Genomic DNA, 24,234 nt, shown 5'->3' with positions numbered 1-24,234 from the left:
CCAGGGCGTACGGCGTCCCTGCCGCGGCTCCCCGTTGCGTCGTTCTCCCCCCTTTTCTGCCCAGAGCGTGCCTCGCACTCACGTTTCCCCGTGGCGTGCCCGCTCGTTGGACACGGCGTGAGGCACGTAACTGGGCGCGCACGGCGCGCGGGGGCCGCGCTGGCCGCCGTACTGACATGGGCAGGACTGCTGGCCGGGGCCGCCGGCTGCACCGGGGACCACGGCCGCGCCGGGCTCGACCGGGTGCTCGACAAACCCCCGGCGGCCGAGGACGTCATCCACGTCACGCCGCGGGACGGCGCCCGGGACGTGCGCCCCGGGACCGCGCTGCGGGTGTGGGTGCCCGCCGGACGGCTGGCGTCGGTACGGGTCGTCACCTCGCAGGACGCGCAGGAGAAGGAGGTGGAGGGCCGGATCTCCGCGGACGGCCTGAGCTGGCGGCCGCACGACACCCGGCTCGCGCTCGCCGCCCGCTACACGGTCGACGCGGTCGCCGTCGACGGCGACGGCCGCCGCTCGGCCCGCCACACCACTTTCACCACCTTTGTCCCCGAGAAACGCTTCATCGGATACGTCAGCCCCGAGAACCGCGCCACCGTCGGCACCGGCATGATCGTCTCACTGGCGTTCAACCGGGAGATCGACGACCGCGCCGCCGTCGAACGCGCCGTCCAGGTCACCGCGGAGCCCGCCGTCGAGGTCCGCCCGCACTGGTTCGGCGATGCCCGCCTGGACTTCCGCCCCCAGCGCTACTGGAGACCCGGCACCCGGGTCACCGTCGCCCTGCGCCTGCGCGACGTCGAGGGCGCGCCCGGTGTCTACGGCATCCAGCACAAGACGTTCTCCTTCACCGTCGGCCGCCACCAGGTCTCCCTCGTCGACGCCGCCCGGCACACCATGGAGGTGCGGCGCGACGGCGAGCTGCTCACCACCGTGCCCATCACGGCGGGGGCGCCCGGGACCACCACCTACAACGGGAAGATGGTGGTGACCGAGATGCTGGAGCTCACCCGCATGAACGGCGCCACGGTCGGCTTCAAGAAGGCGGACGGCAAGGGCGAGTACGACATCCCCGACGTGCCGCACGCCATGCGCCTGACCGCCTCCGGCACCTTCCTGCACGGCAACTACTGGGCGCCCGCGTCCGTGTTCGGCCGGACCAACGTCAGCCACGGCTGTGTGGGCCTGCGCGACATCAAGGGCGGCGGCGCGGACACGCCCGCGGGCTGGTTCTTCGACCGCAGCCTGATCGGGGACGTCATCGAGGTCGTCAACAGCAACGACAAGCAGGTCGCCTACGACAACGGCCTCGGCGGCTGGAACATGAGCTGGCGGGAGTGGACGGCGGGCAGCGCGCTGGAGTGACGTGAAGCGACCCTTTCCTCCCAAGGTCGAAGTTGGGACTGAACAGTGACATTCCGGGGTCCCCGACGCTGTTGACCTTGTGGTTAATATGCGCGCAGCGCAGCGGAGACGCGCCTGCGCGCGGGCCGGAAGGTCCGGGGGAGGGGAGAAGGAAAAGTGAACATGCGACCGATACCGGGGGCGTCGGTTGGGGGGCGCTCACGCGGCCGCAGCAAGCGGTTGGCACTGATAACCGGAGGGCTGCTGCTGGCCGTCACGGCCTGCGCCGGGGGCGGCGACAAGGGCGCGGGCACCGGATCCGAGGGCAAGGGCAAGGACAAGGGGGCCTCCACCACCGCCGCGAGCGGGCAGTCGGAGGCGGTCGTCAGCATCGCCCCGAAGGACGGCGCGAAGTCCGTCGAGACCAGCGGCGTCCTCAAGGTCACCGCCGCCAAGGGCAAGCTGACCGAGGTCGTGGTCAAGGACTCCAAGGGCACGGCGGTCCCGGGCGCGATCTCCGCGGACGGCGCCGGCTGGACGCCGGCCACCCATCTGGCCGCAGCCACCACCTACCAGGTGCACGCGGTCGCCAAGGACTCCGAGGGCCGTACGGCCGCCGAGGACTCGAGCTTCACCACGCTGACGCCGGAGAACACCTTCATCGGCGAGTTCACGCCGGAGGACGGCACCACGGTCGGCGTCGGCATGCCGTTCTCCGTCCGCTTCACCCGGGGCATCACCAACCCGGACGCGGTCGAGAAGGCCATCAGCATCAAGACCGAGCCGGCCGTCGACGTCCAGGGCCACTGGTTCGGCAACGACCGCCTCGACTTCCGCCCGGAGAAGTACTGGAAGTCCGGCACCAAGGTCACCGTCAAGCTGAACCTCGACGGCGTCGAGGGCCGCGAGGGCGTCTACGGCGAGCAGTCGAAGACCGTGTCCTTCACCATCGGCCGCAACCAGGTCTCCGTCGTGGACGTCAAGAAGCTCAAGATGCAGGTCACGCGGGACGGCAAGGTCGTCAAGACCATTCCGGTCACCACCGGCAAGCCCGGCATGGAGACCTGGAACGGCCAGATGGTCATCAGCGAGAAGCTGACCGTGACCCGGATGAACGGCGAGACGGTCGGCTACGGCGGCGAGTACGACATCAAGGACGTGCCGCACGCCATGCGCCTGACCACCTCCGGCACCTTCCTGCACGGCAACTACTGGGGCGGTGACGCCTTCGGCAACTACAACGCCAGCCACGGCTGCATCGGCCTGCGCGATGTGCGCGGCGGCTACGACAGCGGTGTGCCGGCCGCGTGGTTCTTCAACAACTCGATGGTCGGCGACGTGGTCGTCGTGAAGAACTCCAACGACCGGATCGTCGACCCGGACAACGGCTACAACGGCTGGAACATGCCGTGGGCGGAGTGGACGAAGTAACACCTCCGGCGGCGGGCCCGGTGCTGTCTGTGACGGACGGCACCGGGCCCGATGTCGTTAGTGCCCGTTAACCTGCTGGCATGACCGTGAATCTCGAAGTCTCCGAGGGCGTCGGCACCCTGCGCCTGGACCGCCCGCCCATGAACGCGCTGGACGTCGCCACCCAGGACCGGCTCAAGGAGCTGGCCGAGGAGGCCGGACGCCGCGACGACGTCCGGGCCGTGGTGGTCTACGGCGGCGAGAAGGTGTTCGCGGCGGGCGCGGACATCAAGGAGATGCAGGCCATGGACCACACGGCGATGATCCTGCGCGCCCGCGCCCTTCAGGACTCCTTCACCGCGGTGGCCCGCATCCCCAAGCCGGTGGTGGCGGCCGTGACCGGCTACGCGCTGGGCGGCGGCTGCGAGTTGGCGCTGTGCGCCGACTTCCGGATCGCGGCCGAGAACGCGAAGCTGGGCCAGCCGGAGATCCTGCTCGGCCTGATCCCGGGCGCGGGCGGCACCCAGCGTCTGTCCCGCCTGGTCGGGCCGTCCAAGGCCAAGGACCTCATCTTCACCGGCCGGATGGTGAAGGCGGACGAGGCGCTGACCATGGGCCTGGTGGACCGGGTCGTGCCGGCCGCCGACGTGTACGCCGAGGCGCACGCGTGGGCGGCGAAGCTGGCGCAGGGGCCGGCGATCGCGCTGCGCGCGGCGAAGGAGGCCATCGACACCGGTCTGGAGACGGACATCGACACCGGGCTGGCCGTCGAACGCAACTGGTTCGCGGGTCTGTTCGCGACCGCCGACCGCGAGATCGGCATGCGCAGCTTCGTCGAGGAGGGGCCGGGCAAGGCGAAGTTCCTCTGAGTCCTCTGCCTCCCGAACTCCACGCCCGCCGGGGATCCGGCGGATCCCACGCGTCTCGCGGACCCCACGCGTCTCGCGGATGCGGCGTGCCTCGCGAAGCCGGCGCGCCCCGCAGGGTCAGTGCCTTCCCCGGTTCCGGCGAATTCTGCGGATCCACTTGCAATTGACAGGTTGTCTGATTTCGGTTCGCTCGATGGGGCGGTTCACCGGGACCCCGAGGCGACCTGGACCGCCTCGCCGAGGGAGCCCGCCGACCGCCTCCGGGCGTGTCGTCGTACCAGGTCGGCGGGGTTCCGCCGGGCTCCGAACTGCCCGGGGCATATGCTTTTCGCAACCGGCGGGACGGTGGCATACGGGGGGCGTATTCCCCCGGAACGGCCACAGGGGCGGTCCCGGGCGGCCATGATGGGGGGCATGGCGGGGCTGGAGGGTATCGAACAGCCGCGAGGGCACGGGCGTGCGGCCGCGGCACGCTGGTCGCCCGCGGTCGAGGACGAACAAGCGCTCAAGGCAGTGGAGTTGTTCGGCAACCCGGCGGAGAAGGAGGTCCGGCTTCCGTCCCGCCCCGAGTCCGCGGCCGTCGCCCGTCGACTCACCCAGGTCGTCGTCCTGCGCCACTGGCAACTCACCCCCAAGATGACCGAGGACGCCGTCCTGCTCGTCTCGGAACTCGTCGGCAACGCCGTCCGCCACACCGGAGCCCGCGCCTTCGGCCTCCGCCTGCGCCGCCGCCGCGGCTGGATCCGTGTCGAGGTCCGCGACCCCTCCCGCGGCCTGCCCTGTCTGATGCCGGTCCAGGAACTGGACACCAGCGGCCGCGGCCTGTTCCTCGTCGACAAACTGGCCGACCGCTGGGGGGTCGACCTCCTGCCCCGCGGCAAGACGACCTGGTTCGAGATGCGGGTGGCGGACCGCTGAGTCCGCCCTCGACGCCTTCCTCGATGCCAACGGGTGAATAGCCCGTTTTGTCGCTGCTGGGCTCTTAAATGGTGCGGTCCGCTCACGCCCCTGTTCCACCGCCGCCGACCGCGCGCGGTCACCGCCACGGAGCTGCTCAGCCGATGCACCGCACCCTTGTGAAATGCGCCCTGCTCGCCGGCGCCGCCCTCGCCGTCCTCGCCGCCTGCGGCACCGACCCCGGGAGCGGCACGGGCCGGCCCACCAAGGCCCCCGCCCCCACCCCGGTGAAGAAGAGGCAGACGCCCCCGGGCCTGCCCGGCATGCCGCCCGTCCTCGACCCCGAGGACGTCTACGCCGCCGACCGGCCGGGCCGTCTCTCCCCGGTCGTCAAGGGCTTCCCGTCCCGGGTCTACGTCCCCAACACCGAGTCCGACACCGTCTCCGTCATCGACCCGAAGACGTACCGGGTCATCGAGACCATCCCCGTCGGCCGCCAGCCCCAGCACGTCGTTCCCTCCTGGGACCTGAAGACCCTCTGGGTCAACAACAACCGCGGCCACACCCTCACCCCCATCGACCCGAGGACCGGCAAGGCGGGCAAGGAGGTGGAGGTGCACGACCCGTACAACCTCTACTTCACGCCCCACGGCAAGTACGCCGTCGTGATGGCCTCGCTCGATCGCGAGCTGGTCTTCCGCGACCCGCACACCCTGAAGAGGATCAAGACCGAACCGGTCACCTGCTACGGCGTCAACCACGCCGACTTCTCCATGGACGGCCGGTACTTCATCGTCTCCTGCGAGTTCAGCGGTGAACTGCTCAAGGTCGACACGGAGAAGATGGAGGTCGTGGGCCAGCGGAAACTGCCGCTCGACGGCGCCATGCCGCAGGACGTCAAGCTCTCCCCCGACGGCAAGCGGTTCTACATCGCGGACATGATGGCCCACGGCATGTGGGTCCTGGACGGCGACACCTTCGCCGAGCCCACCCTCCTGCCCACCGGCAAGGGCTGCCACGGCCTCTACGTCAGCCGCGACTCCCGCGAGATGTACGTCTCCAACCGGGGCGAGGGCTCGGTCTCCGTGTTCGACTTCGCCAAGAACAAGCTGACCAAGAAATGGCACCTGCCCGACGGCGGCAGCCCCGACATGGGCGGCGTCTCCGCCGACGGCAAGGTCCTGTGGCTGTCCGGACGGTACGACTCCGAGGTGTACGCCATCGACACCCGCACCGGCGCACAGCTCGCCCGCATCCCCGTCGGCAGCGGCCCGCACGGCCTCGCCGTCTACCCGCAGCCGGGCCGCTACTCGCTCGGCCACACCGGCGTCTTCCGCTGACGCCGGACCCCGCTAGCGGCGCGTGAGCAGTGCCTCCGCCCCCACCGGCCGGTACCCCGCCGCCTGGAACGCCCGTACGCTGCGGGCGTTCCCCGGCGAGATCTGGGCCCACACCGGTTCCCCGGCGAGGTGCCGGGCCGCCGTGACCAGGGCCCGCCCCAGCCCCCGGTGCCGTACGGCGTCGTCGACCTCCACCGCGACCTCCAGCCGGCCCGCCACCCCGCGCCCCAGGACCAGCACACCGCCGTCCACGGCCCAGACCCGCACGTCGTCGCGCCGTCTACGCGAACCGGCCACCCTCGGATGGTCCGGGTCCTCGATCTCCGTCAGGGACAGGGGCGGCCCGCCCGGCAGCGGGGAGCCGACCACGAGGGCGTCGACCGTGTCCGTCCGACGGCCGGTGCGGTCCATGAAGGCGGTCAGGAACCGGGCGTTCAGGGTGGCCGCCAGCGCGTCGCAGTCCACGGCGCGCAGTGTCTCGTGCACCCACTCGGGGTCCTCGTCCGTGAAGACCACCGAGTGCGCCGTGAAGGACAGGACGCCGGCGTCGCGCGGACCGGCCTGCGGGACGACGGTCGTACGGCCGTCCGCCGGCGGGAACACGCCCCGCGCCGCCGCGTCCAGAACGTCCCGCAAGGTCTCCACCGCGCTCGCCCCCGCTCCTTGAGTCTCCACCCACTGGAGGGTCCAGACTCACACACATGATCGACGACGGCACCGGGCTCCGCACCATCGGCGAGCTGGCACGGGCCACCGGCCTCACCGTGCGCACCATCCGCTACTGGTCCGACGAAGGCGTCCTTACCCCCGTGGCCCGCTCGGCGGGCGGCTACCGCCTGTACGACGCCGAGTCCGCCGCCCGCCTGGAACTGATCCGCACCCTGCGCGAACTGGGCCTCGGCCTGGGCGACGTGCGCCGGGTGCTCGCGGGGGAGACGACCGTCGCGGAGGTCGCCGCCGCGCACGTGGCGGCGCTGGACGCGCAGATCCGCTCCCTGAAAGTGACCCGTGCGGTGCTGTCGACCGTGGCGCGACGCGGCTCCACCACCGAGGAGATGACCCTGATGAACAGACTGGCCCGACTGTCGGCGGCCGAGCGCCGGCGCATCGTCGAGGACTTCATGACCGAGATCTTCGACGGCCTGGACACGGCCGACCCCGACGTCCGCACCCGGCTGCGCTTCATGACGGCGCGGCTGCCCGACGACCCCACCCCCGAACAGGTCGACGCCTGGGTGGAGCTGGCCGAGCTGATCCAGGACCCGGAGTTCCGGGCGCTGATGCGCCAGATGGTCGAGTTCAACACCGCCGACCGCGGACCGGACGACCCGCCCGGCACCTCCCTGTGGTTCATGAGCCGCCTGGTCCGGCTCGCCGGGGAGGCGCTCGCCGCGGACGTCGCCCCCGACGCCCCCGAGGCGGACACCGTGCTGCGCGGCCTGCTCGGCGAGGCCGACCGCGCCGCCGTCCTCCTGCGGCTGACGGCGGCCTCGACCGCGCGGGTCGCCCGCTACCGCGAGCTGTCGGCCGTCGTGAACGGTCTCGACCGCCAGCCGTCGTACGAGGAGGAGTTCGCATGGGTGGTCGCCGCACTGCGCGCTCACCCGGACCGTTAATCTGACCTGCGACAGCAAGGCACGACGAAAAGGGGCGGATCGGTGGCGGACATCGAAGAAGCGCGCAAGGAGTTCCAGCGGATCGACTCGGACGGTGACGGCTTCATCACCGCGGCCGAGTTCAAGACCGCGCTCGCCCAGGCGGGCGACTGGAACGTCACCGAGTCGGTCGCCGAGGCCATCATCAGCAGCCGTGACCTGAACGGCGACAAGCTGCTGTCGTTCGACGAGTTCTGGTCGCACCTGAACAAGTGACGCGGTGCGCGACGCGGTAGAAGGGGGGCGCCCGAACCGGGCGCCCCCCTTCTTCCACGCGGCCGTGGTCGCCGCCGCCCAGAACCCGTGCTCGCCGATCTCTTCGCGGAGTTCGTGCCGGTTCTGCGGCAGGGCCTGGTCGACCTCCTCGCGCTCACCTCGCTGCGCGAGGACGACCCGAACACCGCCGACGCGACGCACGAGGCGCTGCGGAATAGCGCGCCGGCGCCCGGGGTTGAGCCCACCAAGAAGCATGCACATGCATGGAATGTGTGCGTGCCCCAGGCGATCGCGGAAAGGCCAGTCATGAAGATCGGCATCATCGGCGCGGGCAACATCGGCGGCAACCTCACCCGGCGGCTCACCGCCCTCGGTCACGAGGTCGCCGTCGCCAACTCCCGCGGCCCGCACACCCTCACGGAGCTGGCCGCGGAGACGGGCGCCACGCCGGTCGAGGCCACACAGGCGGCGCGCGGCGCGGAGGTCGTGGTCGTGACGGTCCCGCTCAAGGCGGTCCCGGACCTGCCCCCCAACCTGCTGGAGGGGGCGGCCGAGGGCGTGGCGGTCATCGACACCAACAACTACTACCCCCGCCAGCGCGACGGCCGGATCGCGGAGATCGAGGACGACGGCCTCACCGAGAGCCGCTGGACGGAACGCCACCTCGGCCACCCCGTGATCAAGGCCTTCAACGGCACCTACGCCGAGGACATACTCGACCGCCCCCGCCCGGCCGGCGCCCCCGACCGCATGGCCCTGCCGGTCGCCGGGGACGACGAGGCGGCCAAGGCGAAGGTGCGGGCCCTCATCGACGAACTGGGCTTCGACACGGTCGACGCCGGCGGCATCGACGACTCATGGCGCCAGCAGCCCGACACCCCCGTGTACGGCCTGCGCGCCGGCGCCGCCGAGGTGACCGAGGCACTGGCCAAGGCGAGCCGGGAGCGCACGCCCGACTTCCGCGGCTGAGGGGCCCGGGAGGGCGTCCGGATCAGACGATCTCCAGGGGGACGTGCGGTCCGTCCGGCAGTTCGACCTCGACCGGGTCCCCGGGCCGCACGACACCCCCCTGGACGACGACGCCCATGATCCCGGCCCGGAAGACCGGGCTGCCGTTGGCGTCCCGTCCGACGACCTCCTTCAGCAACCCCTTGCGGAACCCGTCGATCTGCGCGCACGGGTTCCGCAGCCCGGTCACCTCGACGACGGCCTCGTCCCCCAGCAGCAGCCGCGTCCCGGCCGGCAGCCCCAGCAGGTCGACCCCCCGGGTCGTCACGTTCTCCCCGAGCTGCCCGGCCGCCACCTCGAAGCCGGCCTCGCGCACCTCGGCGAACAACTCCTCGTGGATGAGGTGCACCTGACGCAGGTTCGGCTGCGAGGGATCCCGCTTCACCCGGGACCGGTGCTTCACGGTCGTCCCGGCGTGCACGTCGCCCTCCACCCCGAGCCCCTTGATCAGCGTGACGCTGTCGCGGGTGGGCTTGGTGAACGAGTACGTGCCGTTGCTGCTCACGGCGGCGATGGTCCCACCCATTCGAGAAGCTCCCCTCTCCTCCTGCGGATATTCACTCCATTGTCGCCCACTCCAGCAGCGCCGCCCTGCTCGGGAAGTCCGCCACGTTCCGGTCGAGCGGGTCGTCGGTGTACTGGTGGAAGCGCCATCTCGCCTGGATCCGGGGCCGCCCCGCGGTGACGTAGTCGGCGATCCACAGGCCGTCACCGGCGTAGGAGGTGGTGTCGACGTTCAGCCAGAAGTGCCGGTTGCAGTAGAGGACGACCCGGTGGCGCGGCCGCAGCGCCTTCACCTCCCGCAGGAAGCGGTCCTTCTCCGCGTTGCTCGCGTGCGTCCCCGCGCCCGTGGTCTCCCAGTCGACGGCGAGGATGTCGCCCGCCCGCTCCGGGGCCTTGCCGACGAAGTACTCCGCCTGGGCGGTGAGGTTCCCCGGCCACAGGAAGTGGTAGAAACCGACGGTCAGACCGGCCTCACGGGCGTGTTTCGTCTGGGCCGCGAGCTTCGGATTCACGTACGTACGGCCCTCCGTCGCCTTGATGAAGACGAAGGCGAGGCCGTCGGTGTCGTAGGTGGCGGACTGGTGGGCGCTGACGTCGATGCCGTGGAGCATGGAGACGACCCCCGGAAGTGCCGGTGCAGGGAAGGGGATGGTGATATGCCCCGCCCCGACCCGGGCGGAACGTCATCTTCCTGTTCCGCCCCGGTCATGGGAAGCTCAGCACTCGATGATGTTCACCGCCAAGCCTCCACGCGCCGTCTCCTTGTACTTGACGGACATGTCCGCGCCGGTGTCCTTCATCGTCTTGATGACCTTGTCCAGGGACACCTTGTGGGAGCCGTCGCCGCGCATCGCCATCCGGGCGGCGGTGACCGCCTTGACCGCGGCCATGCCGTTGCGTTCGATGCAGGGGATCTGGACGAGTCCGCCGACGGGGTCGCAGGTGAGGCCGAGGTTGTGCTCCATGCCGATCTCGGCCGCGTTCTCCACCTGCTCGGGGGATCCGCCGAGGACCTCCGCGAGCGCGCCCGCCGCCATCGAGCAGGCCGAGCCGACCTCGCCCTGGCAGCCGACCTCGGCGCCGGAGATGGAGGCGTTCTCCTTGAAGAGCATGCCGATCGCGCCGGCGGCCAGCAGGAAGCGGACCACGCCGTCCTCGTCGGCGCCGGGGACGAAGTTCACGTAGTAGTGCAGGACCGCGGGGATGATGCCCGCCGCGCCGTTGGTGGGGGCCGTGACGACCCGGCCGCCGGCCGCGTTCTCCTCGTTCACCGCCATCGCGTACAGGGTGATCCACTCCATGGAGTGGGCCAGCGGGTCGCCCTCCGCCCGCAGCTGCCGGGCCGTCATGGCGGCGCGGCGGCGTACCCGCAGCCCGCCCGGCAGGATGCCCTCACGGGACATGCCGCGCGCCACGCACGCCCGCATCACCTGCCAGATCTCCAGCAGGCCGGCGCGGATCTCCTCCTCGGTGCGCCAGGAGCGCTCGTTCTCCAGCATCAGCGAGGAGATCGACAGGCCGGTCTCCTTCGTCAGGCGCAGCAGCTCGTCGCCGGTGCGGAAGGGGTACTTCAGGACGGTGTCGTCCAGCTTGATGCGGTCCGCGCCGACCGCGTCCTCGTCGACGACGAAGCCGCCGCCCACCGAGTAGTACGTCTTCGACAGCAGCTCCGCCCCGGCGGCGTCGTACGCCCACAGCGTCATGCCGTTCGCGTGGTACGGCAGGGCCTTACGGCGGTGCAGGACCAGGTCCGCGTCGAAGTCGAACGGGATCTCCCGCTCGCCGAGGAGGCGGATGCGGCCCGCGGCCTTGATCGCCTCCACCCGCTCGTCGGCGCTCTCGACGTCCACCGTGCGCGGTGAGTCGCCCTCCAGGCCCAGCAGGACCGCCTTGGGGGTGCCGTGGCCGTGGCCGGTGGCGCCGAGCGAGCCGTACAGCTCGGACCGCACCTGGGCCACGGAGCCCAGCAGGCCCTCGTTGCGCAGCCGCCGCGCGAACATCCGCGCCGCGCGCATCGGGCCGACCGTGTGGGAGCTGGACGGGCCGATGCCGATCGAGAACAGGTCGAAGACCGAGATGGCCACGGTCGTACTCCTCCATGCGGGGGGCGGGGCACCCCGGCCGGTACCGGCCCGGGTGCCCCGCCGGGGGACTTACTTGTTCAGGCCGGGGTACAGCGGGTGCTTGTCCGCCAGGGCGGTCACCCGGGCCTTCAGCGCCTTCGCGTCGTACGACGGCTTCAGCGTCTCGGCGATCACGTCCGCGACCTCGGCGAAGTCCTCGGCCGTGAAGCCGCGGGTGGCCAGGGCCGGGGTGCCGATCCGCAGACCGGAGGTGACCATCGGCGGGCGCGGGTCGTTCGGGACGGCGTTGCGGTTGACCGTGATGCCGACCTCGTGGAGCCGGTCCTCGGCCTGCTGCCCGTCCAGCTCGGACGCGCGCAGGTCGACCAGGATCAGGTGCACGTCGGTGCCGCCGGACAGCACGTTGACACCGGCCTCGCGGGCGTCGGGCGCGGTCAGCCGCTCGGCGAGGATCCGCGCGCCCTCGACCGTGCGCCGCTGGCGCTCCTTGAACTCCTCCGAGGCCGCGACCTTGAAGGAGACCGCCTTCGCCGCGATCACATGCTCCAGCGGCCCGCCCTGGAAGCCCGGGAAGACGGACGAGTTCAGCTTCTTCGCGAACTCCTTCCGCGCGAGGATGATGCCGCCGCGGGGACCGCCCAGCGTCTTGTGGGTGGTGGAGGTGACGACGTCGGCGTACTCCACGGGGTTCGGGTGCAGGCCCGCCGCGACCAGACCGGCGAAGTGCGCCATGTCCACCCACAGGTACGCCTCGACCTCGTCGGCGATCCGGCGGAACTCGGCGAAGTCCAGCTGCCGCGGGTACGCCGACCAGCCCGCGATGATCACCTTCGGGCGGTGCTCCTTGGCGAGCCGCTCGACCTCGGCCATGTCGACCAGGCCGGCGTCGTCCACGTGGTAGGCGACCACGTCGAACTGCTTGCCGGAGAAGTTCAGCCGCATGCCGTGGGTCAGGTGACCGCCGTGCGCCAGGTCCAGGCCGAGGATCGTGTCGCCGGGCTGGGCCAGCGCGAACAGGGCGGCCTGGTTGGCGGAGGCGCCCGAGTGCGGCTGGACGTTGGCGTATTCGGCGCCGAACAGCTCCTTGATCCGGTCGATCGCGATCTGCTCGGCCACGTCGACGTGCTCGCAGCCGCCGTAGTAGCGGCGGCCCGGGTAGCCCTCGGCGTACTTGTTGGTCAGGACCGAGCCCTGCGCCTCCATGACCGCGAGCGGAGCGAAGTTCTCCGAGGCGATCATCTCCAGCGTGGACTGCTGGCGGCGCAGCTCGGCGTCGACCGCGGCGGCGATCTCCGGGTCGAGCTCGTGCAGGGGCGTGTTCAGAAGAGTCATCTACGGTCCTCAGCCGGCGGAGAAGTCGGTGTACTCGTCGGCGGAGAGCAGGTCGGCCGGCTCCTCCGCGACGCGTACCTTGAACAGCCAGCCGCCCTCGAAGGGGGCGGAGTTCACCAGCGACGGGTCGTTCACGACGTCCTCGTTGACCTCGGTGACCTCGCCGGTCACCGGGGAGTACAGGTCGCTGACCGACTTGGTCGACTCCAGCTCGCCGCAGGTCTCGCCCGCGGTCACCGAGGCGCCGACCTCCGGGAGCTGCACGAAGACGACATCACCGAGCGCGTTGGCCGCGTGCTCCGTGATGCCGACCGTCGCGACGCCGTCCTCGGCGGCCGACAGCCACTCGTGCTCCTTGCTGTAGCGCAGCTGCTGGGGGTTGCTCATGGCCTGAATTCTCCTGTACGCGGGGGAGTGCTGATGAATGGGGGACTGCGGAAGGCATGCGTGAGCAGCGGTGATGTGCCCGACATCACTACCGCTTCAGTGCTGCGGGGGCTACGACGGTGTCACTTGCGCCGCTTGTAGAACGGCAGCGCCACGACCTCGTACGGCTCGTGACTGCCCCGGATGTCCACGCCGACACCCGGGGTGCCCGGGGCCGCGTGGGCGGCGTCGACGTACGCCATGGCGATCGGCTTGCCCAGCGTGGGGGAGGGGGCGCCGGAGGTGACCTCGCCGATCACCTCGCCGCCGGCGACGACGGAGTACCCCGCGCGCGGGACACGACGGCCCTCGGCGACCAGGCCGACCAGGACGCGCGGCGGGTCGGTCTCGGCGCGGGCGGCGGCCGCGGCGAGCGCCTCACGCCCGACGAAGTCGCCCTCCTTGCCGAACTTCACCACCCGGCCGAGCCCGGCGTCGAAGGGCGTCAGCCCCGCGGTCAGCTCGTGCCCGTACAGCGGCATGCCCGCCTCCAGGCGCAGGGTGTCCCGGCAGGACAGGCCGCAGGGGACCAGCCCGACGCCCTCGCCGGCCTTGGTCAGCGCCTGCCACAGCTCGACGGCGTGCTCGGGCCGCACGAACAGCTCGAAACCGTCCTCGCCGGTGTAGCCGGTGCGGGCGATCAGCGCGGGGACACCGGCGACGGTGCCGGGCAGGCCCGCGTAGTACTTCAGGCCGTCCAGGTCGGCGTCGGTGAGGGAGGCGAGGACGCCGGGGGACTCGGGGCCCTGGACGGCGATCAGGGCGTAGGCGTCCCGGTCGTCGCGGACCTCGGCGTCGAACCGCTCGGCACGGGCGCGCAGCGCCTCCAGGACCGTCAGGGCGTTGGAGGCGTTGGCGACGACCATGTACTCCGTCTCGGCGAGCCGGTAGACGATCAGGTCGTCCAGGATGCCGCCGTCGGCCTGGCAGATCATGGTGTAGCGGGCCCGGCCGACGCCGACGGAGGCGATGTCGCCGACCAGGGCGAAGTTCAGCAGGGCGGCCGCCTCCGGGCCGGTGACGGTGATCTCGCCCATGTGGGAGAGATCGAAGAGCCCGGCCCTCGTGCGGACGGCCTGGTGCTCGTCGCGCTCGGAGCCGTAGCGCAGGGGCATGTCCCAGCCGGCGAAGTCGGTCATGGTCGCGCCGAGCGAGCGGTGCACGGCGTCGAGCGCGGTGCGGCGCTTCTCGGAGGGTTCGGTACTGCTCATCGGCGTTCTTCTCCCAAGGCGATGGCGACACCTCCCGCGCGGGCTCAGGCGAGCGTGGGGAAGGCGAGGTCGTTCCTCCCCATCTGTCATCGGAACCTGAGAGGTTCGCCATGACCACTCGGATCACGGCTTGCACCTTGGGTGGAGCCACCGGCGGGTGACTCGCTTTTCAGATGTGCCTCGCCCGCGCGGTAACGGGGCCTGAGAGATTCAAGGGAGGGACTTGCTCCTTCGGCGCCCGGACCTGGTACGTGTCCGGGACTCTCCCGCGCGGGTTCAAACGGCCGGTATGCAGTTGGCGCGGCCATCATCGCATGCCGTACCCGATCACGGCAGGCCGCATCTGTGACCGGGTTGTGGCCGAACGCGCACGAAAACGCGCAACACCGCGCATTACCTTCTCTTTACGTTCGATGGGGAGAAGACTTGTCTGACCCCAGGGGAGGACGATCACGGTGAACAGGACCTCGGCATACGCGACGACCTCGGCGGTCGCCCTGCCCGGGCAGCCGCAGGCCACGGCCGGAGGGGCGTGCGGTGCGCGGCCCGCACCCGCCCCCGTCGTCCGCGACCTGCGCGACCGCGCCGGACACAGCCCGCACGGCCTCCTCTTCGGCCCGCGTGACCTGGTCGTGGTCACGGGCCTGCCCGGCAGCGGCAAGTCCACCCTGATGCGGCGCGCGGTGAAGGGCGTCGGCATCGACTCCCAGGACACCCGCGACCGCTGGGACGCCCGCATGCCCCGCTTCCTGCCGTACGCCGTCTACCGCCCGCTCGTCCGGCTCGCCCACTACACCGGGCTGCGCCGGGCCCTGCGCGGCGGGGCGGGCGTGGTCGTGCACGACTGCGGTACGCAGGCCTGGGTCCGCGACTGGCTGGCCCGCGAGGCCCGCCGCCGCGGCGGCGCCCTCCACCTGGTCCTGCTCGACGTCACCCCGGACACCGCGCTGGAAGGCCAGCGCGAGCGCGGCCGAGGCGTCTCCCGCTACGCCTTCCGCCGTCACCGCCGCGCCGCCGCCCGCCTCCTGCACTCCGTGGAAAAGGGCCGCCTCCCCCACGGCTGCGCCTCAGCGATCCTCCTGGACCGCGCCGCGGCCAACACCCTCCGCCGCATCGCCTTCACCGGCACCCCGTAGACCGCCCAAAAAGACGTGGCGAACTGCGCGCCCCGCACCCGACGACGGCGCTGTGCCCCCACCCTCAGGGGCGCGGGGAACTGCGCGACCGGTCCCGGCGGGCCCGCACCTGACGACGGCGCTGCGCCTCCGCTTTCAGGGGCGCGGGGAACTGCGCGACCGGCCCCGGCCGGCCCGCACCCGACGACGGCGCTGCGCCCCCGCCTTCAGGGGCGCGGGGAACTGCGCGACCGGTCCCGGCCGCCCCGCGCCCGGCAGCCCCGGCAGAGTTCGGCCCGAAGGGCCGGCCACCCGCTAGCCTTTCAGCCACAGCAGTGGATACCAGCAGGCGGTAGGCAGATGGACTTTCCCCCGGCGGACCTCCCGGCGGACTTCTCCGCGGACTTCTCCGGTCAGGCGCACCCCCGTTCGCACGGCGGATGGCCCGGCAACGAGCTGGAGGAGGTGCTCTCCGCGTCCCTCGGCGTGCCGGGGGCCGGCGCGAGGATCGTGGAGGTACTGGGGCGCAGCTTCGTATGGGTGCCGCTGCCCAACGGCGGCGGACCGCACAGCGGTCCCCTCGACCTGCCCTCGCTGGAGATCGACGGCCAGGCCTACGTGCCCGTCTTCAGCTCCGAGGAGCAGCTCCGCCAGGTCGCCGGCGCGCACATGTCGTACACGGTCGCGCCGGCCGTGGAGTTCGCCCGGGGCCTGCCGCCGCAGGTGGGCATGGCCGTGAACCCCGAGGGCGTGGTCGGCGTACCGCTGCCGCCGGTGGCCGTGGCCGAGCTGTGCCGCCAGGGCCGTACCCCGCTGGACGGCCCCGCGAGCGGCGGCCGGGTCCGGCTCTTCGAGCCCGACTGGCAGGACGACCCGGTGGACTTCCTGTCCGCGGCCTCGGCTGAGTTCGAGGCGATAGGCGTCGTCCTCACCGCCCGCCGCTGCCTCGCCGCCGTCGAGACGGCCGAGCCGGTCATGTTCGTCGGCGTGGAACTCTCCCAGTGGGAGGGCGACCTGCGCGCGCTGCCCCTGGAGGCCCTGGGCCGGGCCCTCGGCAGGACCGCGGCGCCCTGGCCGGTCAACCTGGTCCTGCTCGACGTCACGCAGGACCCGGTCGCCCGCTGGCTGAAGGAGCGGGTGCGCCCCTTCTACACCAGGGCGGCCTAGAAACTCCCAGTGAGCGGCCAACCGCCGCCAACCCCCGCCGACAACGAACAAGCCACCCCTCGGTGGGCGCCCGTTGTCGGCGGAGCCACCTAAGCTGGTGTGCACACGCGGGGCAAACGAATCGAAGGGGCGGTACAGGTGAGCGCCAGCGGCATCGCGGCCGGGCAGGTCGAGCACATGCTGCGCCAGGTCACGCCCGGGCGTTACGACGCCTACGAGGCGCTGCTGCGCGCGCTCGCCACCCCCTCCGGCGGCCAGGTGTGGATGCTGCTGTGGCAGGGCCAGGCCGGCTCCCCCGACGCCCAGTACGGCGCCATGGAGGTCGAGGGCCACGGCTACGCCCCCTGCGTCACCTCCGCCCAGGAGCTCTCGGCCAGCGGCTGGAACCGCTCGTACGAGGTGGTCGACGGCCTGGACGCGGCGCGCACGCTGTACCCGGGCCGCTACGGCCTCTGGCTGAACCCGCACGCCCCGGGCGGCGGCGTCGGCATCCCCTGGCTGGACCTGCGCCGGATCGCCACCGGTCTGGAGCGGCAGCCGGCCGGCCCGCTGCGGCTGTCCGAACCGGCCATCGAGATCCCGCAGTTCTACGCCCTCCTCGCGCAGAACGCCCACCGCACCCCCGCCCTGCGCTCCCTGCGCCGCGCCTGGGTGCAGCCCGCACTCGGCGCGCCCTACCTCGCCATCGGGCTCGACGTGTACGACACCTCCCCGCCGGCCGTGGACGCCGTACGGGCGATGATGCAGCAGTCGATCGGCGCGGTACCGGACGGCCTGCCGGTGTCGACGGTCGCCATGACCGACGACTACGACCCGGTCGTGATGTGGATGCGCGCCCACGCCCGCCCCTTCTACGACCGCGAGGCGCACGCCCCCGCCGCCCCCGCCCAGGCACCCGCCGCGGGCTACGGCTACCCGCCCGCCGGCCGCTACTGACCACCGCCGCCCCGGCGTGCCCCTCAACACCTCCCGACGGCAGTGGGGTTCTCCGCGCGTAGAGAGCAGTAGTTGGTCAGGTTATCTGGCGAAATGCCCGAATAAGTCGCCGTCCGGCGGCCGTTACCCGCCGTCCGGATAACGGAACCCCACTGACCTCATCACGTTTACGCATCCTTTCACTGCCAAGTCTGGCTACAGATCGCCAAAGCGTTGAAGACTCCCGCACCAGGGGTGCTTCGCCCCTGTGTACGACGGACTGACCACGCCGCTACAGCGGCAAGCGCGGGCCGGCTACCGCCGGTTGAGAGGGGTCCCTGCCAGATGACGGCACCATTGCACGAGCCGACCGCGGAAGCGGCCCCGGGCGCGGCCGAGGAAGCGGCGGTCGCGACCAGCGGCGCCAAGGCCGTACAGGGTCGTTCCCTCGGCCGGATCGCCTGGGAGCGCCTCAAGCGGGACAAGCTCGCCCTGACGGGCGGCGTCGTGGTGCTCGTCCTCATCCTGATCGCCCTGTTCGCGCCGGTGATCACCGGCCTGGTCGGGCAGGACCCGAACGAGTACCACGAGGACCTGATCGACCCGCTCTTCGGCACGCCCACGGGCTCCTTGGGCGGCATCAGCGGCGAGCACCTGCTGGGTGTCGAGCCGGTCAACGGCCGCGACATCTTCGCCCGCATCCTCTACGGTGCCCGGATCTCGCTGCTGGTCGGCTTCCTGTCGGCCGTGGTCGCGGTGGTGCTCGGCACCATCCTGGGCATCCTCGCCGGCTTCTTCGGCGGCTGGGTCGACTCCCTCATCAGCCGGGTGATGGACGGTCTGCTGGCCTTCCCGCAGCTGCTGTTCATCATCGCGCTGGTCTCCGTCATGCCGAACGAGATGCTGGGACTGACCGGCACGGGTGTGCGCGTCTTCGTGATGATCCTGGTCATCGGCTTCTTCGGCTGGCCCTACATCGGACGCGTGGTGCGCGGCCAGACGCTCTCGCTGCGTGAGCGCGAGTACGTCGAAGCCGCGCGGTCGCTGGGCGCGGGACGGCTGTACATCCTGTTCAAGGAGCTGCTGCCCAACCTCGTCGCCCCGATCATCGTGTACACGACGATGATGATCCCCACCAACATCCTCACCGAGGCGGCACTCAGCTTCCTGGGCGTGGGCGTCAAGCCGCCCACGGCCTCCTGGGGGCAGATGCTTTCGAGCGCGCTCGATTACTACGACTCGGACCCCATGTACATGGTGGTCCCGGGCGTGGCGATCTTCATCACCGTTCTTGCCTTCAACCTCTTCGGCGACGGCGTGCGTGACGCGCTGGACCCGAAGGGCTCCCGCTGAACTGCCGTACCCCAAGCCTCCCGTGGCTCTCACACGGGGTCTCTCATCAAATCCGGAGGATCCGAGATCGTGACTACCCAACGCACCTCAGGGCGGCGCAAGCAGGCCATGGCCGCTGCCGCCGTGGTCGCGGCGCTGCTGACCACGGCGGCGTGCGGCGGCGGTGGAGATGACGGCGACGGCGGTTCGAAGAACGGCGCCGCCGGGTTCGACGCCGCGAACCAGAAGATCGCCCAGGCCGACCAGGTCAAGAAGGGCGGCGAGCTGAAGTTCGGTGGCGCCCAGGACGCCGACTCGTGGGACACCACGCGCGGCTACTACGGCTTCATGTGGGACTTCGCCCGCTACTACAGCCGTCAGCTCGTCACGAACAAGCCGGAGCCCGGCAAGGCCGGCGCCGAGCTGACCCCCGACCTCGCCACCGGTCTCGCCAAGATCACCGACGACGGCAAGACCTACACGTACACGCTGCGTGACGGCATCACCTGGGAGGACGGCAAGCCGATCACCTCCAAGGACATCAAGTACGGCATCGAGCGCGTGTGGGCGCAGGACGTGCTGTCCGGTGGTCCCACGTACCTCAAGGAGGTGCTGGACCCGACCGGCGCCTACAAGGGCCCGTACAAGGACACCTCCGCGGACAAGCTCGGTCTGAAGGCCATCGAGACCCCGGACGACAAGACCATCGTCTTCAAGCTCCCGAAGGCCAACTCGGACTTCGAGGAGATGCTGGGCCTGATCTCGGCCTCGCCGGTCCGCCAGGACAAGGACACCAAGTCCAAGTACGGCCTGAAGCCGTTCTCCTCCGGCCCGTACAAGTTCGAGTCGTACAACCCGGGCAAGGACCTCACCCTTGTCCGCAACGACAAGTGGAGCCAGGCCTCGGACCCGATCCGCAAGGCCTACCCGGACAAGATCACGGTCAAGTTCTTCTCCAACGCCAACGAGCTGGACCAGCGTCTGATCAACGGCGACCTGGACATGGACATCAACCAGACCGGTATGTCGCCGCAGGGCCGCACCACCGCCCTGAAGAAGCACAAGGGCAACCTGGACAACCCGGTCTCCGGCTACATCCGGTACGCGGTCTTCCCGCAGAGCGTCGCGCCGTTCAACAACATCGAGTGCCGCAAGGCCGTCATCCTCGGCGCCGACCACGTCTCGCTCCAGACCGCGCGCGGCGGCCCCGTCGCCGGTGGTGACATCGGCACCAACATGCTCCCGCCGCAGGTTCCGGGCTCCGAGGGCCAGAAGTACGACCCGTACGAGCTCGCCGGCGCCAACAAGAGCGGCAACGCGGCCAAGGCCAAGGAAGCGCTGAAGGCCTGCGGTCAGCCGAACGGCTTCAAGACCACCATCGCGGTCCGCAACAACAAGCCCGCCGAGGTGGCCACGGCCCAGTCCCTGCAGGCGTCGCTGAAGAAGATCGGCATCACCGCCGAGATCGACCAGTACGACGGCTCGCAGACCTCCAGCATCATCGGTAGCCCCTCCAACGTGAAGAAGAAGGGCTACGGCATCATCATCATGGGCTGGGGCGCGGACTTCCCGTCCGTCCAGGGCTACGGCCTGCCGCTGTGGAACAGCAAGTACATCCTCGAGAGCGGCAACAACAACTACGCCCTGATCAACGACAAGACGATCGACGGTCTGTTCGACAACTACGTCAACACGCTGGACGACGCGGGCAAGGCGAAGATCGCCACGGAGATCAACCACAAGGTGATGGAGGGCGCGTACTACCTGCCCTTCGTCTTCGAGCGGTTCCTCAACTGGCGCTCCAGCCGCCTGGCGAACGTCTACACGTCCGACGGCTACAGCGGCATGTACGACTTCGTCAACCTCGGTCTGAAGTCCACCAGCTGACAACCGGTACACCCGCCGTACGGCACGAAAGGCAGGTGAAGGCCGGCGCGGCGTGACCGCGGGCCACCTGGGGGTACCTCCCACGTCCATAAGACAGTGGGGGAGACCGTAGGTGGCCCGTGGTCCGCAGCGGGCCGAGAGCTGTGCTCGCTTACCTCATCAGGCGGCTGTTCGCCGCCGCAGTGATGCTCGTGATCATCATCATGGTGGTCTTCGGCATCTTCTTCCTCGTCCCCAAGTGGGCCGGCGTCGACGTTGCCCTGAGCTTCGTGGGCAAGCAGGCCGACCCCGCCGCCGTCGAGGGCGTGCGGCAGAAGCTGGGACTGGACGACCCGATCTACGCTCAGGTCTGGGAGTTCTTCAAGGGCATCTTCGCGGGCCGCACCTATGTGGGTGGCGGTGATTCCGTGCACTGCGCCGCGCCGTGCTTCGGCTACTCCTTCCGCAGCGAGCAGGCCGTCTGGCCGGTGCTCACCGACCGCTTCCCGGTGACCCTGGGTCTGGCGCTCGGTGCCGCCGTGCTCTGGCTGATCTTCGGTGTCGCGGCGGGTGTGCTCTCCGCGCTCAAGCGGGGCACCATCTGGGACCGCGGTGCGATGGTCGTCGCCCTGGCGGGTGTCTCCCTCCCCATCTACTTCACCGGCATGCTGAGCCTGGCGATCTTCGTCTTCGGACTGAAGTGGTTCGACGGCCAGTACGTGCCGCTGGAGGACAGCTTCGGCGGCTGGTTCGGCGGCATGATCCTCCCGTGGATCACGCTGGCGTTCCTGTACGCCGCGATGTACGCCCGGATCACCCGCGCCACCATGCTGGAGATCCTCGGCGAGGACTACATCCGCACCGCCCGCGCCAAGGGCCTGCGTGAGCAGACGGTCATCGGCAAGCACGCCATGCGCTCCTCGATGACGCCCGTCCTGACCATGCTGGGCATGGACCTCGGCGCCCTCATCGGCGGCGCGATCCTGACGGAGACGACGTTCAGCCTGCCCGGTCTCGGCCAGGCCGTGCTCAACGCCATCAAGAACCAGGACCTGCCGATCATTCTGGGCGTCACTCTGATCACCTCCGTCGCGGTCCTCGTCGCCAACCTCGTGGTGGACGTCCTGTACGCCGTGATCGACCCCCGAGTGAGGCTCTCATGACCGAACTCAGCAAGACGGGAGCCGCCGTGGGTGAGCCCACGGGCACCTCGCCCGCGCCGACCGCCTTCCTGGAAGTGCGCGACCTGAAGGTGCACTTCCCGACCGACGACGGCCTGGTCAAGTCCGTCGACGGGCTCAGCTTCCAGCTGGAGAAGGGCAAGACCCTCGGCATCGTGGGCGAGTCCGGCTCCGGCAAGTCGGTGACCTCGCTCGGCATCATGGGCCTGCACACCGCCGGCCAGTACGGCAAGCGCAAGGCCCAGATCTCCGGCGAGATCTGGCTGGACGGCACCGAGCTGCTGTCCGCCGACCCGGACCATGTGCGCAAGCTGCGCGGCCGTCAGATGGCGATGATCTTCCAGGACCCGCTGTCGGCGCTGCACCCGTACTACACGATCGGCCAGCAGATCGTGGAGGCGTACCGGATCCACCACGACGTCGACAAGAAGACCGCCAAGCGGCGCGCGGTCGAGATGCTCGACCGGGTCGGCATCCCGCAGCCGGACAAGCGCGTCGACAACTACCCGCACGAGTTCTCCGGCGGTATGCGCCAGCGCGCGATGATCGCGATGTCGCTGGTCAACAACCCCGAGCTGCTGATCGCGGACGAGCCGACGACCGCCCTCGACGTGACGGTCCAGGCGCAGATCCTCGACCTGATCCGCGACCTGCAGAAGGAGTTCGGCTCCGCGGTCATCGTCATCACCCACGACCTGGGTGTCGTCGCCGAACTCGCCGACGACATCCTGGTGATGTACGGCGGCCGCTGCGTGGAGCGCGGTCCGGCGGAGAAGGTGTTCTACGAGCCCCGCCACCCCTACACCTGGGGCCTGCTCGGCTCGATGCCGCGCCTGGACCGCGAGCAGCAGGAGCGCCTGATCCCGGTGAAGGGCTCCCCGCCCTCGCTGATCAACCTCCCGTCCGGCTGCGCCTTCAACCCGCGCTGCCCGTACGCGGACCTCCCCAAGGACGACGTCACCCGCACGGTCCGCCCCGAGCTGGCCGAGGTCGGCAGCCGGCACTGGGCCGCCTGCCACCTGAGCACGGAGCAGCGGGAGCGTATCTGGACCGAAGAGATTGCGCCGAAGCTGTGAGTGACGAGAAAGCGGTGACGATTCCCGCGCAGGGCAAGGGCGGCCGTGCCGACGGCGAGGTGCTGCTGAAGGTCAGCGGCCTGCAGAAGCACTTCCCGATCAAGAAGGGCCTGCTCCAGCGGCAGGTCGGCGCGGTGCACGCGGTCGACGGCCTGGACTTCGAGGTCCGCGCCGGTGAGACGCTCGGCGTGGTGGGGGAGTCCGGCTGCGGCAAGTCCACGATGGGCCGGCTGATCACCCGGCTGCTGGAACCGACCGGCGGCAAGATCGAGTTCGAGGGCAAGGACATCACGCACCTCGGCGTGGGCGGGATGCGTCCGCTCCGCCGCGATGTGCAGATGATCTTCCAGGACCCTTACTCCTCGCTGAACCCGCGTCACACCATCGGCACGATCATCGGCGCCCCCTTCAAGCTCCAGGGCGTCACGCCCGAGGGCGGCATCAAGAAGGAAGTGCAGCGGCTGCTGTCGGTCGTGGGTCTCAACCCCGAGCACTACAACCGCTATCCGCACGAGTTCTCCGGCGGTCAGCGCCAGCGCATCGGCATCGCCCGCGCGCTCGCGCTCAACCCGAAGCTGGTCGTGGCGGACGAGCCGGTGTCCGCGCTGGACGTGTCGATCCAGGCGCAGGTGGTGAACCTGCTGGACGACCTCCAGGAGGAGCTCGGCCTGACCTATGTGATCATCGCGCACGACCTCTCGGTCGTCCGGCACGTGTCGGACCGGATCGCGGTGATGTACCTCGGCAAGATCGTCGAGCTGGCCGACCGTGACCTGCTCTACAAGACGCCGATGCACCCGTACACCAAGGCGCTGATGTCGGCGGTGCCGATCCCGGACCCGAAGCGCAGGAACGCCAAGAGCGAGCGGATCCTGCTCAAGGGCGACGTGCCCTCGCCGATCTCCCCGCCGAGCGGCTGCCGCTTCCACACCAGGTGCTGGAAGGCGACGGAGATCTGCAAGACCACCGAGCCGAAGCTGGTCGAGCTGAAGCCGGGTCAGCAGGTCGCCTGCCACCACCCGGAGAACTTCGAGGACCAGGCCCCGCAGGACACCGTCCTGCTGACCGCCGCGAAGGAGGCGGCGGAGCTGGTGGCCGACGAGGTGCTCGCGGAGTCGGCGGAGACGTCGGCGGCGGTGGCGTCCCTGACGGAGGAGACCGGCCAGACCGGTGCCTCCGAGGAGATGCCCTCCGAGGAGATGCCCTCCGAGGAGACGCCCTCCGAGGAGACGCCCTCCAAGGAGAAGTAAGCAGATCCCAGGCCCCCGCCTTGCAATGTAAGGCGG

The 24,234-nt window shown here is 70.5% G+C and carries 23 protein-coding genes and 1 riboswitch; of the genes, 16 read left to right on the top strand and 7 right to left on the bottom strand.

Translation table 11 applies throughout. From position 1 onward, the window contains the following. Nucleotides 1-117: 117 nt before the first annotated feature. The 5 genes from ALMP_RS41775 (at nucleotide 118) to ALMP_RS41755 (ending at nucleotide 5,860) form a co-directional block, all read left to right on the top strand. The gene (locus ALMP_RS41775; protein WP_264937261.1) at nucleotides 118-1,365 is read left to right on the top strand and encodes an Ig-like domain-containing protein; all 1,248 of its coding nucleotides are present in this window, start codon (nucleotides 118-120) and stop codon (nucleotides 1,363-1,365) included. A 156-nt stretch (nucleotides 1,366-1,521) separates the two neighbouring features. Further along, the gene (locus tag ALMP_RS41770) at nucleotides 1,522-2,775 is read left to right on the top strand and encodes an Ig-like domain-containing protein (RefSeq protein ID WP_375803619.1); all 1,254 of its coding nucleotides are present in this window, start codon (nucleotides 1,522-1,524) and stop codon (nucleotides 2,773-2,775) included. A gap of 80 nt (nucleotides 2,776-2,855) precedes the next feature. Next, nucleotides 2,856-3,623, top strand: coding sequence for an enoyl-CoA hydratase/isomerase family protein (locus tag ALMP_RS41765; RefSeq protein WP_264937259.1), 768 nt, complete (start codon nucleotides 2,856-2,858; stop codon nucleotides 3,621-3,623). Between the two features lie 414 nt (nucleotides 3,624-4,037). After that, entirely contained in the window at nucleotides 4,038-4,541 is a 504-nt protein-coding gene (locus ALMP_RS41760) for an ATP-binding protein (protein WP_264937258.1), read from the top strand. Nucleotides 4,542-4,684: 143 nt separating this feature from the next. Further along, entirely contained in the window at nucleotides 4,685-5,860 is a 1,176-nt protein-coding gene (locus ALMP_RS41755) for a YncE family protein (protein WP_264937257.1), read from the top strand. Nucleotides 5,861-5,872: 12 nt separating this feature from the next. Here the strand turns inward: ALMP_RS41755 and ALMP_RS41750 are convergent, their stop codons facing one another. Next, the gene (locus tag ALMP_RS41750) at nucleotides 5,873-6,505 is read right to left on the bottom strand and encodes a GNAT family N-acetyltransferase (protein ID WP_264937272.1); all 633 of its coding nucleotides are present in this window, start codon (nucleotides 6,503-6,505) and stop codon (nucleotides 5,873-5,875) included. Between the two features lie 56 nt (nucleotides 6,506-6,561). Between ALMP_RS41750 and ALMP_RS41745 the strand changes: the two genes are divergently transcribed. The 3 genes from ALMP_RS41745 (at nucleotide 6,562) to ALMP_RS41735 (ending at nucleotide 8,700) form a co-directional block, all read left to right on the top strand. Next, on the top strand, nucleotides 6,562-7,476 hold the full coding sequence (locus tag ALMP_RS41745) for a MerR family transcriptional regulator (RefSeq protein ID WP_264937256.1): 915 nt from the start codon (nucleotides 6,562-6,564) through the stop codon (nucleotides 7,474-7,476). A 42-nt stretch (nucleotides 7,477-7,518) separates the two neighbouring features. Next, nucleotides 7,519-7,731: an EF-hand domain-containing protein gene (locus tag ALMP_RS41740; protein WP_264937255.1), complete on the top strand. Its 213-nt coding sequence runs from the start codon at nucleotides 7,519-7,521 to the stop codon at nucleotides 7,729-7,731. 306 nt (nucleotides 7,732-8,037) lie between these two features. Then, entirely contained in the window at nucleotides 8,038-8,700 is a 663-nt protein-coding gene (locus ALMP_RS41735; protein WP_264937271.1) for an NADPH-dependent F420 reductase, read from the top strand. A 22-nt stretch (nucleotides 8,701-8,722) separates the two neighbouring features. Here the strand turns inward: ALMP_RS41735 and ALMP_RS41730 are convergent, their stop codons facing one another. The 6 genes from ALMP_RS41730 to gcvT all read right to left on the bottom strand — a co-directional run bounded on the left by ALMP_RS41730 (nucleotide 8,723) and on the right by gcvT (nucleotide 14,296). Further along, on the bottom strand, nucleotides 8,723-9,265 hold the full coding sequence (locus tag ALMP_RS41730; protein WP_264937254.1) for an MOSC domain-containing protein: 543 nt from the start codon (nucleotides 9,263-9,265) through the stop codon (nucleotides 8,723-8,725). Nucleotides 9,266-9,296: 31 nt separating this feature from the next. After that, a complete protein-coding gene (locus tag ALMP_RS41725; RefSeq protein ID WP_264937253.1) occupies nucleotides 9,297-9,854 on the bottom strand; it encodes a glycoside hydrolase family 25 protein in 558 nt (185 codons plus the stop codon). Between the two features lie 105 nt (nucleotides 9,855-9,959). Continuing rightward, the gene (locus tag ALMP_RS41720) at nucleotides 9,960-11,327 is read right to left on the bottom strand and encodes an L-serine ammonia-lyase (RefSeq protein WP_264937252.1); all 1,368 of its coding nucleotides are present in this window, start codon (nucleotides 11,325-11,327) and stop codon (nucleotides 9,960-9,962) included. Nucleotides 11,328-11,396: 69 nt separating this feature from the next. After that, nucleotides 11,397-12,659, bottom strand: coding sequence for a serine hydroxymethyltransferase (glyA, locus tag ALMP_RS41715; RefSeq protein WP_264937251.1), 1,263 nt, complete (start codon nucleotides 12,657-12,659; stop codon nucleotides 11,397-11,399). Nucleotides 12,660-12,668: 9 nt separating this feature from the next. Beyond that, nucleotides 12,669-13,046, bottom strand: a complete 378-nt coding sequence (gene gcvH / locus ALMP_RS41710) for a glycine cleavage system protein GcvH (RefSeq protein WP_264937250.1) — start codon at nucleotides 13,044-13,046, stop codon at nucleotides 12,669-12,671. A 122-nt stretch (nucleotides 13,047-13,168) separates the two neighbouring features. Then, nucleotides 13,169-14,296: a glycine cleavage system aminomethyltransferase GcvT gene (gcvT, locus tag ALMP_RS41705; protein ID WP_264937249.1), complete on the bottom strand. Its 1,128-nt coding sequence runs from the start codon at nucleotides 14,294-14,296 to the stop codon at nucleotides 13,169-13,171. A gap of 179 nt (nucleotides 14,297-14,475) precedes the next feature. Beyond that, nucleotides 14,476-14,575, bottom strand: a riboswitch (glycine riboswitch). 176 nt (nucleotides 14,576-14,751) lie between these two features. Here gcvT and ALMP_RS41700 point away from each other — a divergent pair. The 8 genes from ALMP_RS41700 to ALMP_RS41665 all read left to right on the top strand — a co-directional run bounded on the left by ALMP_RS41700 (nucleotide 14,752) and on the right by ALMP_RS41665 (nucleotide 24,198). Further along, nucleotides 14,752-15,432, top strand: a complete 681-nt coding sequence (locus ALMP_RS41700; protein ID WP_264937248.1) for an ATP-binding protein — start codon at nucleotides 14,752-14,754, stop codon at nucleotides 15,430-15,432. A gap of 339 nt (nucleotides 15,433-15,771) precedes the next feature. Beyond that, the gene (locus tag ALMP_RS41695; protein ID WP_264937247.1) at nucleotides 15,772-16,578 is read left to right on the top strand and encodes an enhanced serine sensitivity protein SseB; all 807 of its coding nucleotides are present in this window, start codon (nucleotides 15,772-15,774) and stop codon (nucleotides 16,576-16,578) included. Between the two features lie 138 nt (nucleotides 16,579-16,716). Beyond that, a complete protein-coding gene (locus ALMP_RS41690) occupies nucleotides 16,717-17,514 on the top strand; it encodes an enhanced serine sensitivity protein SseB C-terminal domain-containing protein (RefSeq protein WP_264937246.1) in 798 nt (265 codons plus the stop codon). Nucleotides 17,515-17,838: 324 nt separating this feature from the next. Further along, complete coding sequence (locus ALMP_RS41685) at nucleotides 17,839-18,846, top strand: ABC transporter permease (RefSeq protein ID WP_264937245.1); 1,008 nt, start codon at nucleotides 17,839-17,841, stop codon at nucleotides 18,844-18,846. A gap of 69 nt (nucleotides 18,847-18,915) precedes the next feature. Further along, nucleotides 18,916-20,712, top strand: coding sequence for an ABC transporter substrate-binding protein (locus ALMP_RS41680; RefSeq protein ID WP_264937244.1), 1,797 nt, complete (start codon nucleotides 18,916-18,918; stop codon nucleotides 20,710-20,712). A gap of 143 nt (nucleotides 20,713-20,855) precedes the next feature. Beyond that, nucleotides 20,856-21,854 carry an ABC transporter permease gene (locus tag ALMP_RS41675; RefSeq protein WP_264937243.1) on the top strand — a complete coding sequence of 333 codons (999 nt, stop codon included), beginning with the start codon at nucleotides 20,856-20,858 and terminating at the stop codon, nucleotides 21,852-21,854. Further along, nucleotides 21,851-22,948, top strand: a complete 1,098-nt coding sequence (locus tag ALMP_RS41670; RefSeq protein WP_264937242.1) for an ABC transporter ATP-binding protein — start codon at nucleotides 21,851-21,853, stop codon at nucleotides 22,946-22,948. Before ALMP_RS41675 ends, ALMP_RS41670 begins: the two co-directional genes overlap by 4 nt. Next, complete coding sequence (locus ALMP_RS41665; protein ID WP_264937241.1) at nucleotides 22,945-24,198, top strand: ABC transporter ATP-binding protein; 1,254 nt, start codon at nucleotides 22,945-22,947, stop codon at nucleotides 24,196-24,198. Before ALMP_RS41670 ends, ALMP_RS41665 begins: the two co-directional genes overlap by 4 nt. The last annotated feature ends 36 nt before the right edge of the window (nucleotides 24,199-24,234 follow it).

The organism is Streptomyces sp. A012304 (assembly GCF_026008495.1).
In the GTDB taxonomy this organism is placed as follows: domain Bacteria; phylum Actinomycetota; class Actinomycetes; order Streptomycetales; family Streptomycetaceae; genus Streptomyces.
The sequence above is the reverse complement of the archived record's forward strand: the minus strand, read 5'-3'. Positions and strand labels throughout refer to the sequence as shown.

What these genes read in the sequence shown, in the direction of transcription:
- gcvT (WP_264937249.1), bottom strand. Translation starts at nt 14,296, where the DNA reads ATGAGCAGTACCGAACCCTCCGAGAAGCGCCGCACCGCGCTCGACGCC.
- ALMP_RS41760 (WP_264937258.1), top strand. Translation starts at nt 4,038, where the DNA reads ATGGCGGGGCTGGAGGGTATCGAACAGCCGCGAGGGCACGGGCGTGCG.
- ALMP_RS41730 (WP_264937254.1), bottom strand. Translation starts at nt 9,265, where the DNA reads ATGGGTGGGACCATCGCCGCCGTGAGCAGCAACGGCACGTACTCGTTC.
- ALMP_RS41685 (WP_264937245.1), top strand. Translation starts at nt 17,839, where the DNA reads ATGACGGCACCATTGCACGAGCCGACCGCGGAAGCGGCCCCGGGCGCG.
- glyA (WP_264937251.1), bottom strand. Translation starts at nt 12,659, where the DNA reads ATGACTCTTCTGAACACGCCCCTGCACGAGCTCGACCCGGAGATCGCC.
- ALMP_RS41670 (WP_264937242.1), top strand. Translation starts at nt 21,851, where the DNA reads ATGACCGAACTCAGCAAGACGGGAGCCGCCGTGGGTGAGCCCACGGGC.
- ALMP_RS41735 (WP_264937271.1), top strand. Translation starts at nt 8,038, where the DNA reads ATGAAGATCGGCATCATCGGCGCGGGCAACATCGGCGGCAACCTCACC.
- gcvH (WP_264937250.1), bottom strand. Translation starts at nt 13,046, where the DNA reads ATGAGCAACCCCCAGCAGCTGCGCTACAGCAAGGAGCACGAGTGGCTG.
- ALMP_RS41755 (WP_264937257.1), top strand. Translation starts at nt 4,685, where the DNA reads ATGCACCGCACCCTTGTGAAATGCGCCCTGCTCGCCGGCGCCGCCCTC.
- ALMP_RS41765 (WP_264937259.1), top strand. Translation starts at nt 2,856, where the DNA reads ATGACCGTGAATCTCGAAGTCTCCGAGGGCGTCGGCACCCTGCGCCTG.
- ALMP_RS41725 (WP_264937253.1), bottom strand. Translation starts at nt 9,854, where the DNA reads ATGCTCCACGGCATCGACGTCAGCGCCCACCAGTCCGCCACCTACGAC.
- ALMP_RS41695 (WP_264937247.1), top strand. Translation starts at nt 15,772, where the DNA reads ATGGACTTTCCCCCGGCGGACCTCCCGGCGGACTTCTCCGCGGACTTC.
- ALMP_RS41745 (WP_264937256.1), top strand. Translation starts at nt 6,562, where the DNA reads ATGATCGACGACGGCACCGGGCTCCGCACCATCGGCGAGCTGGCACGG.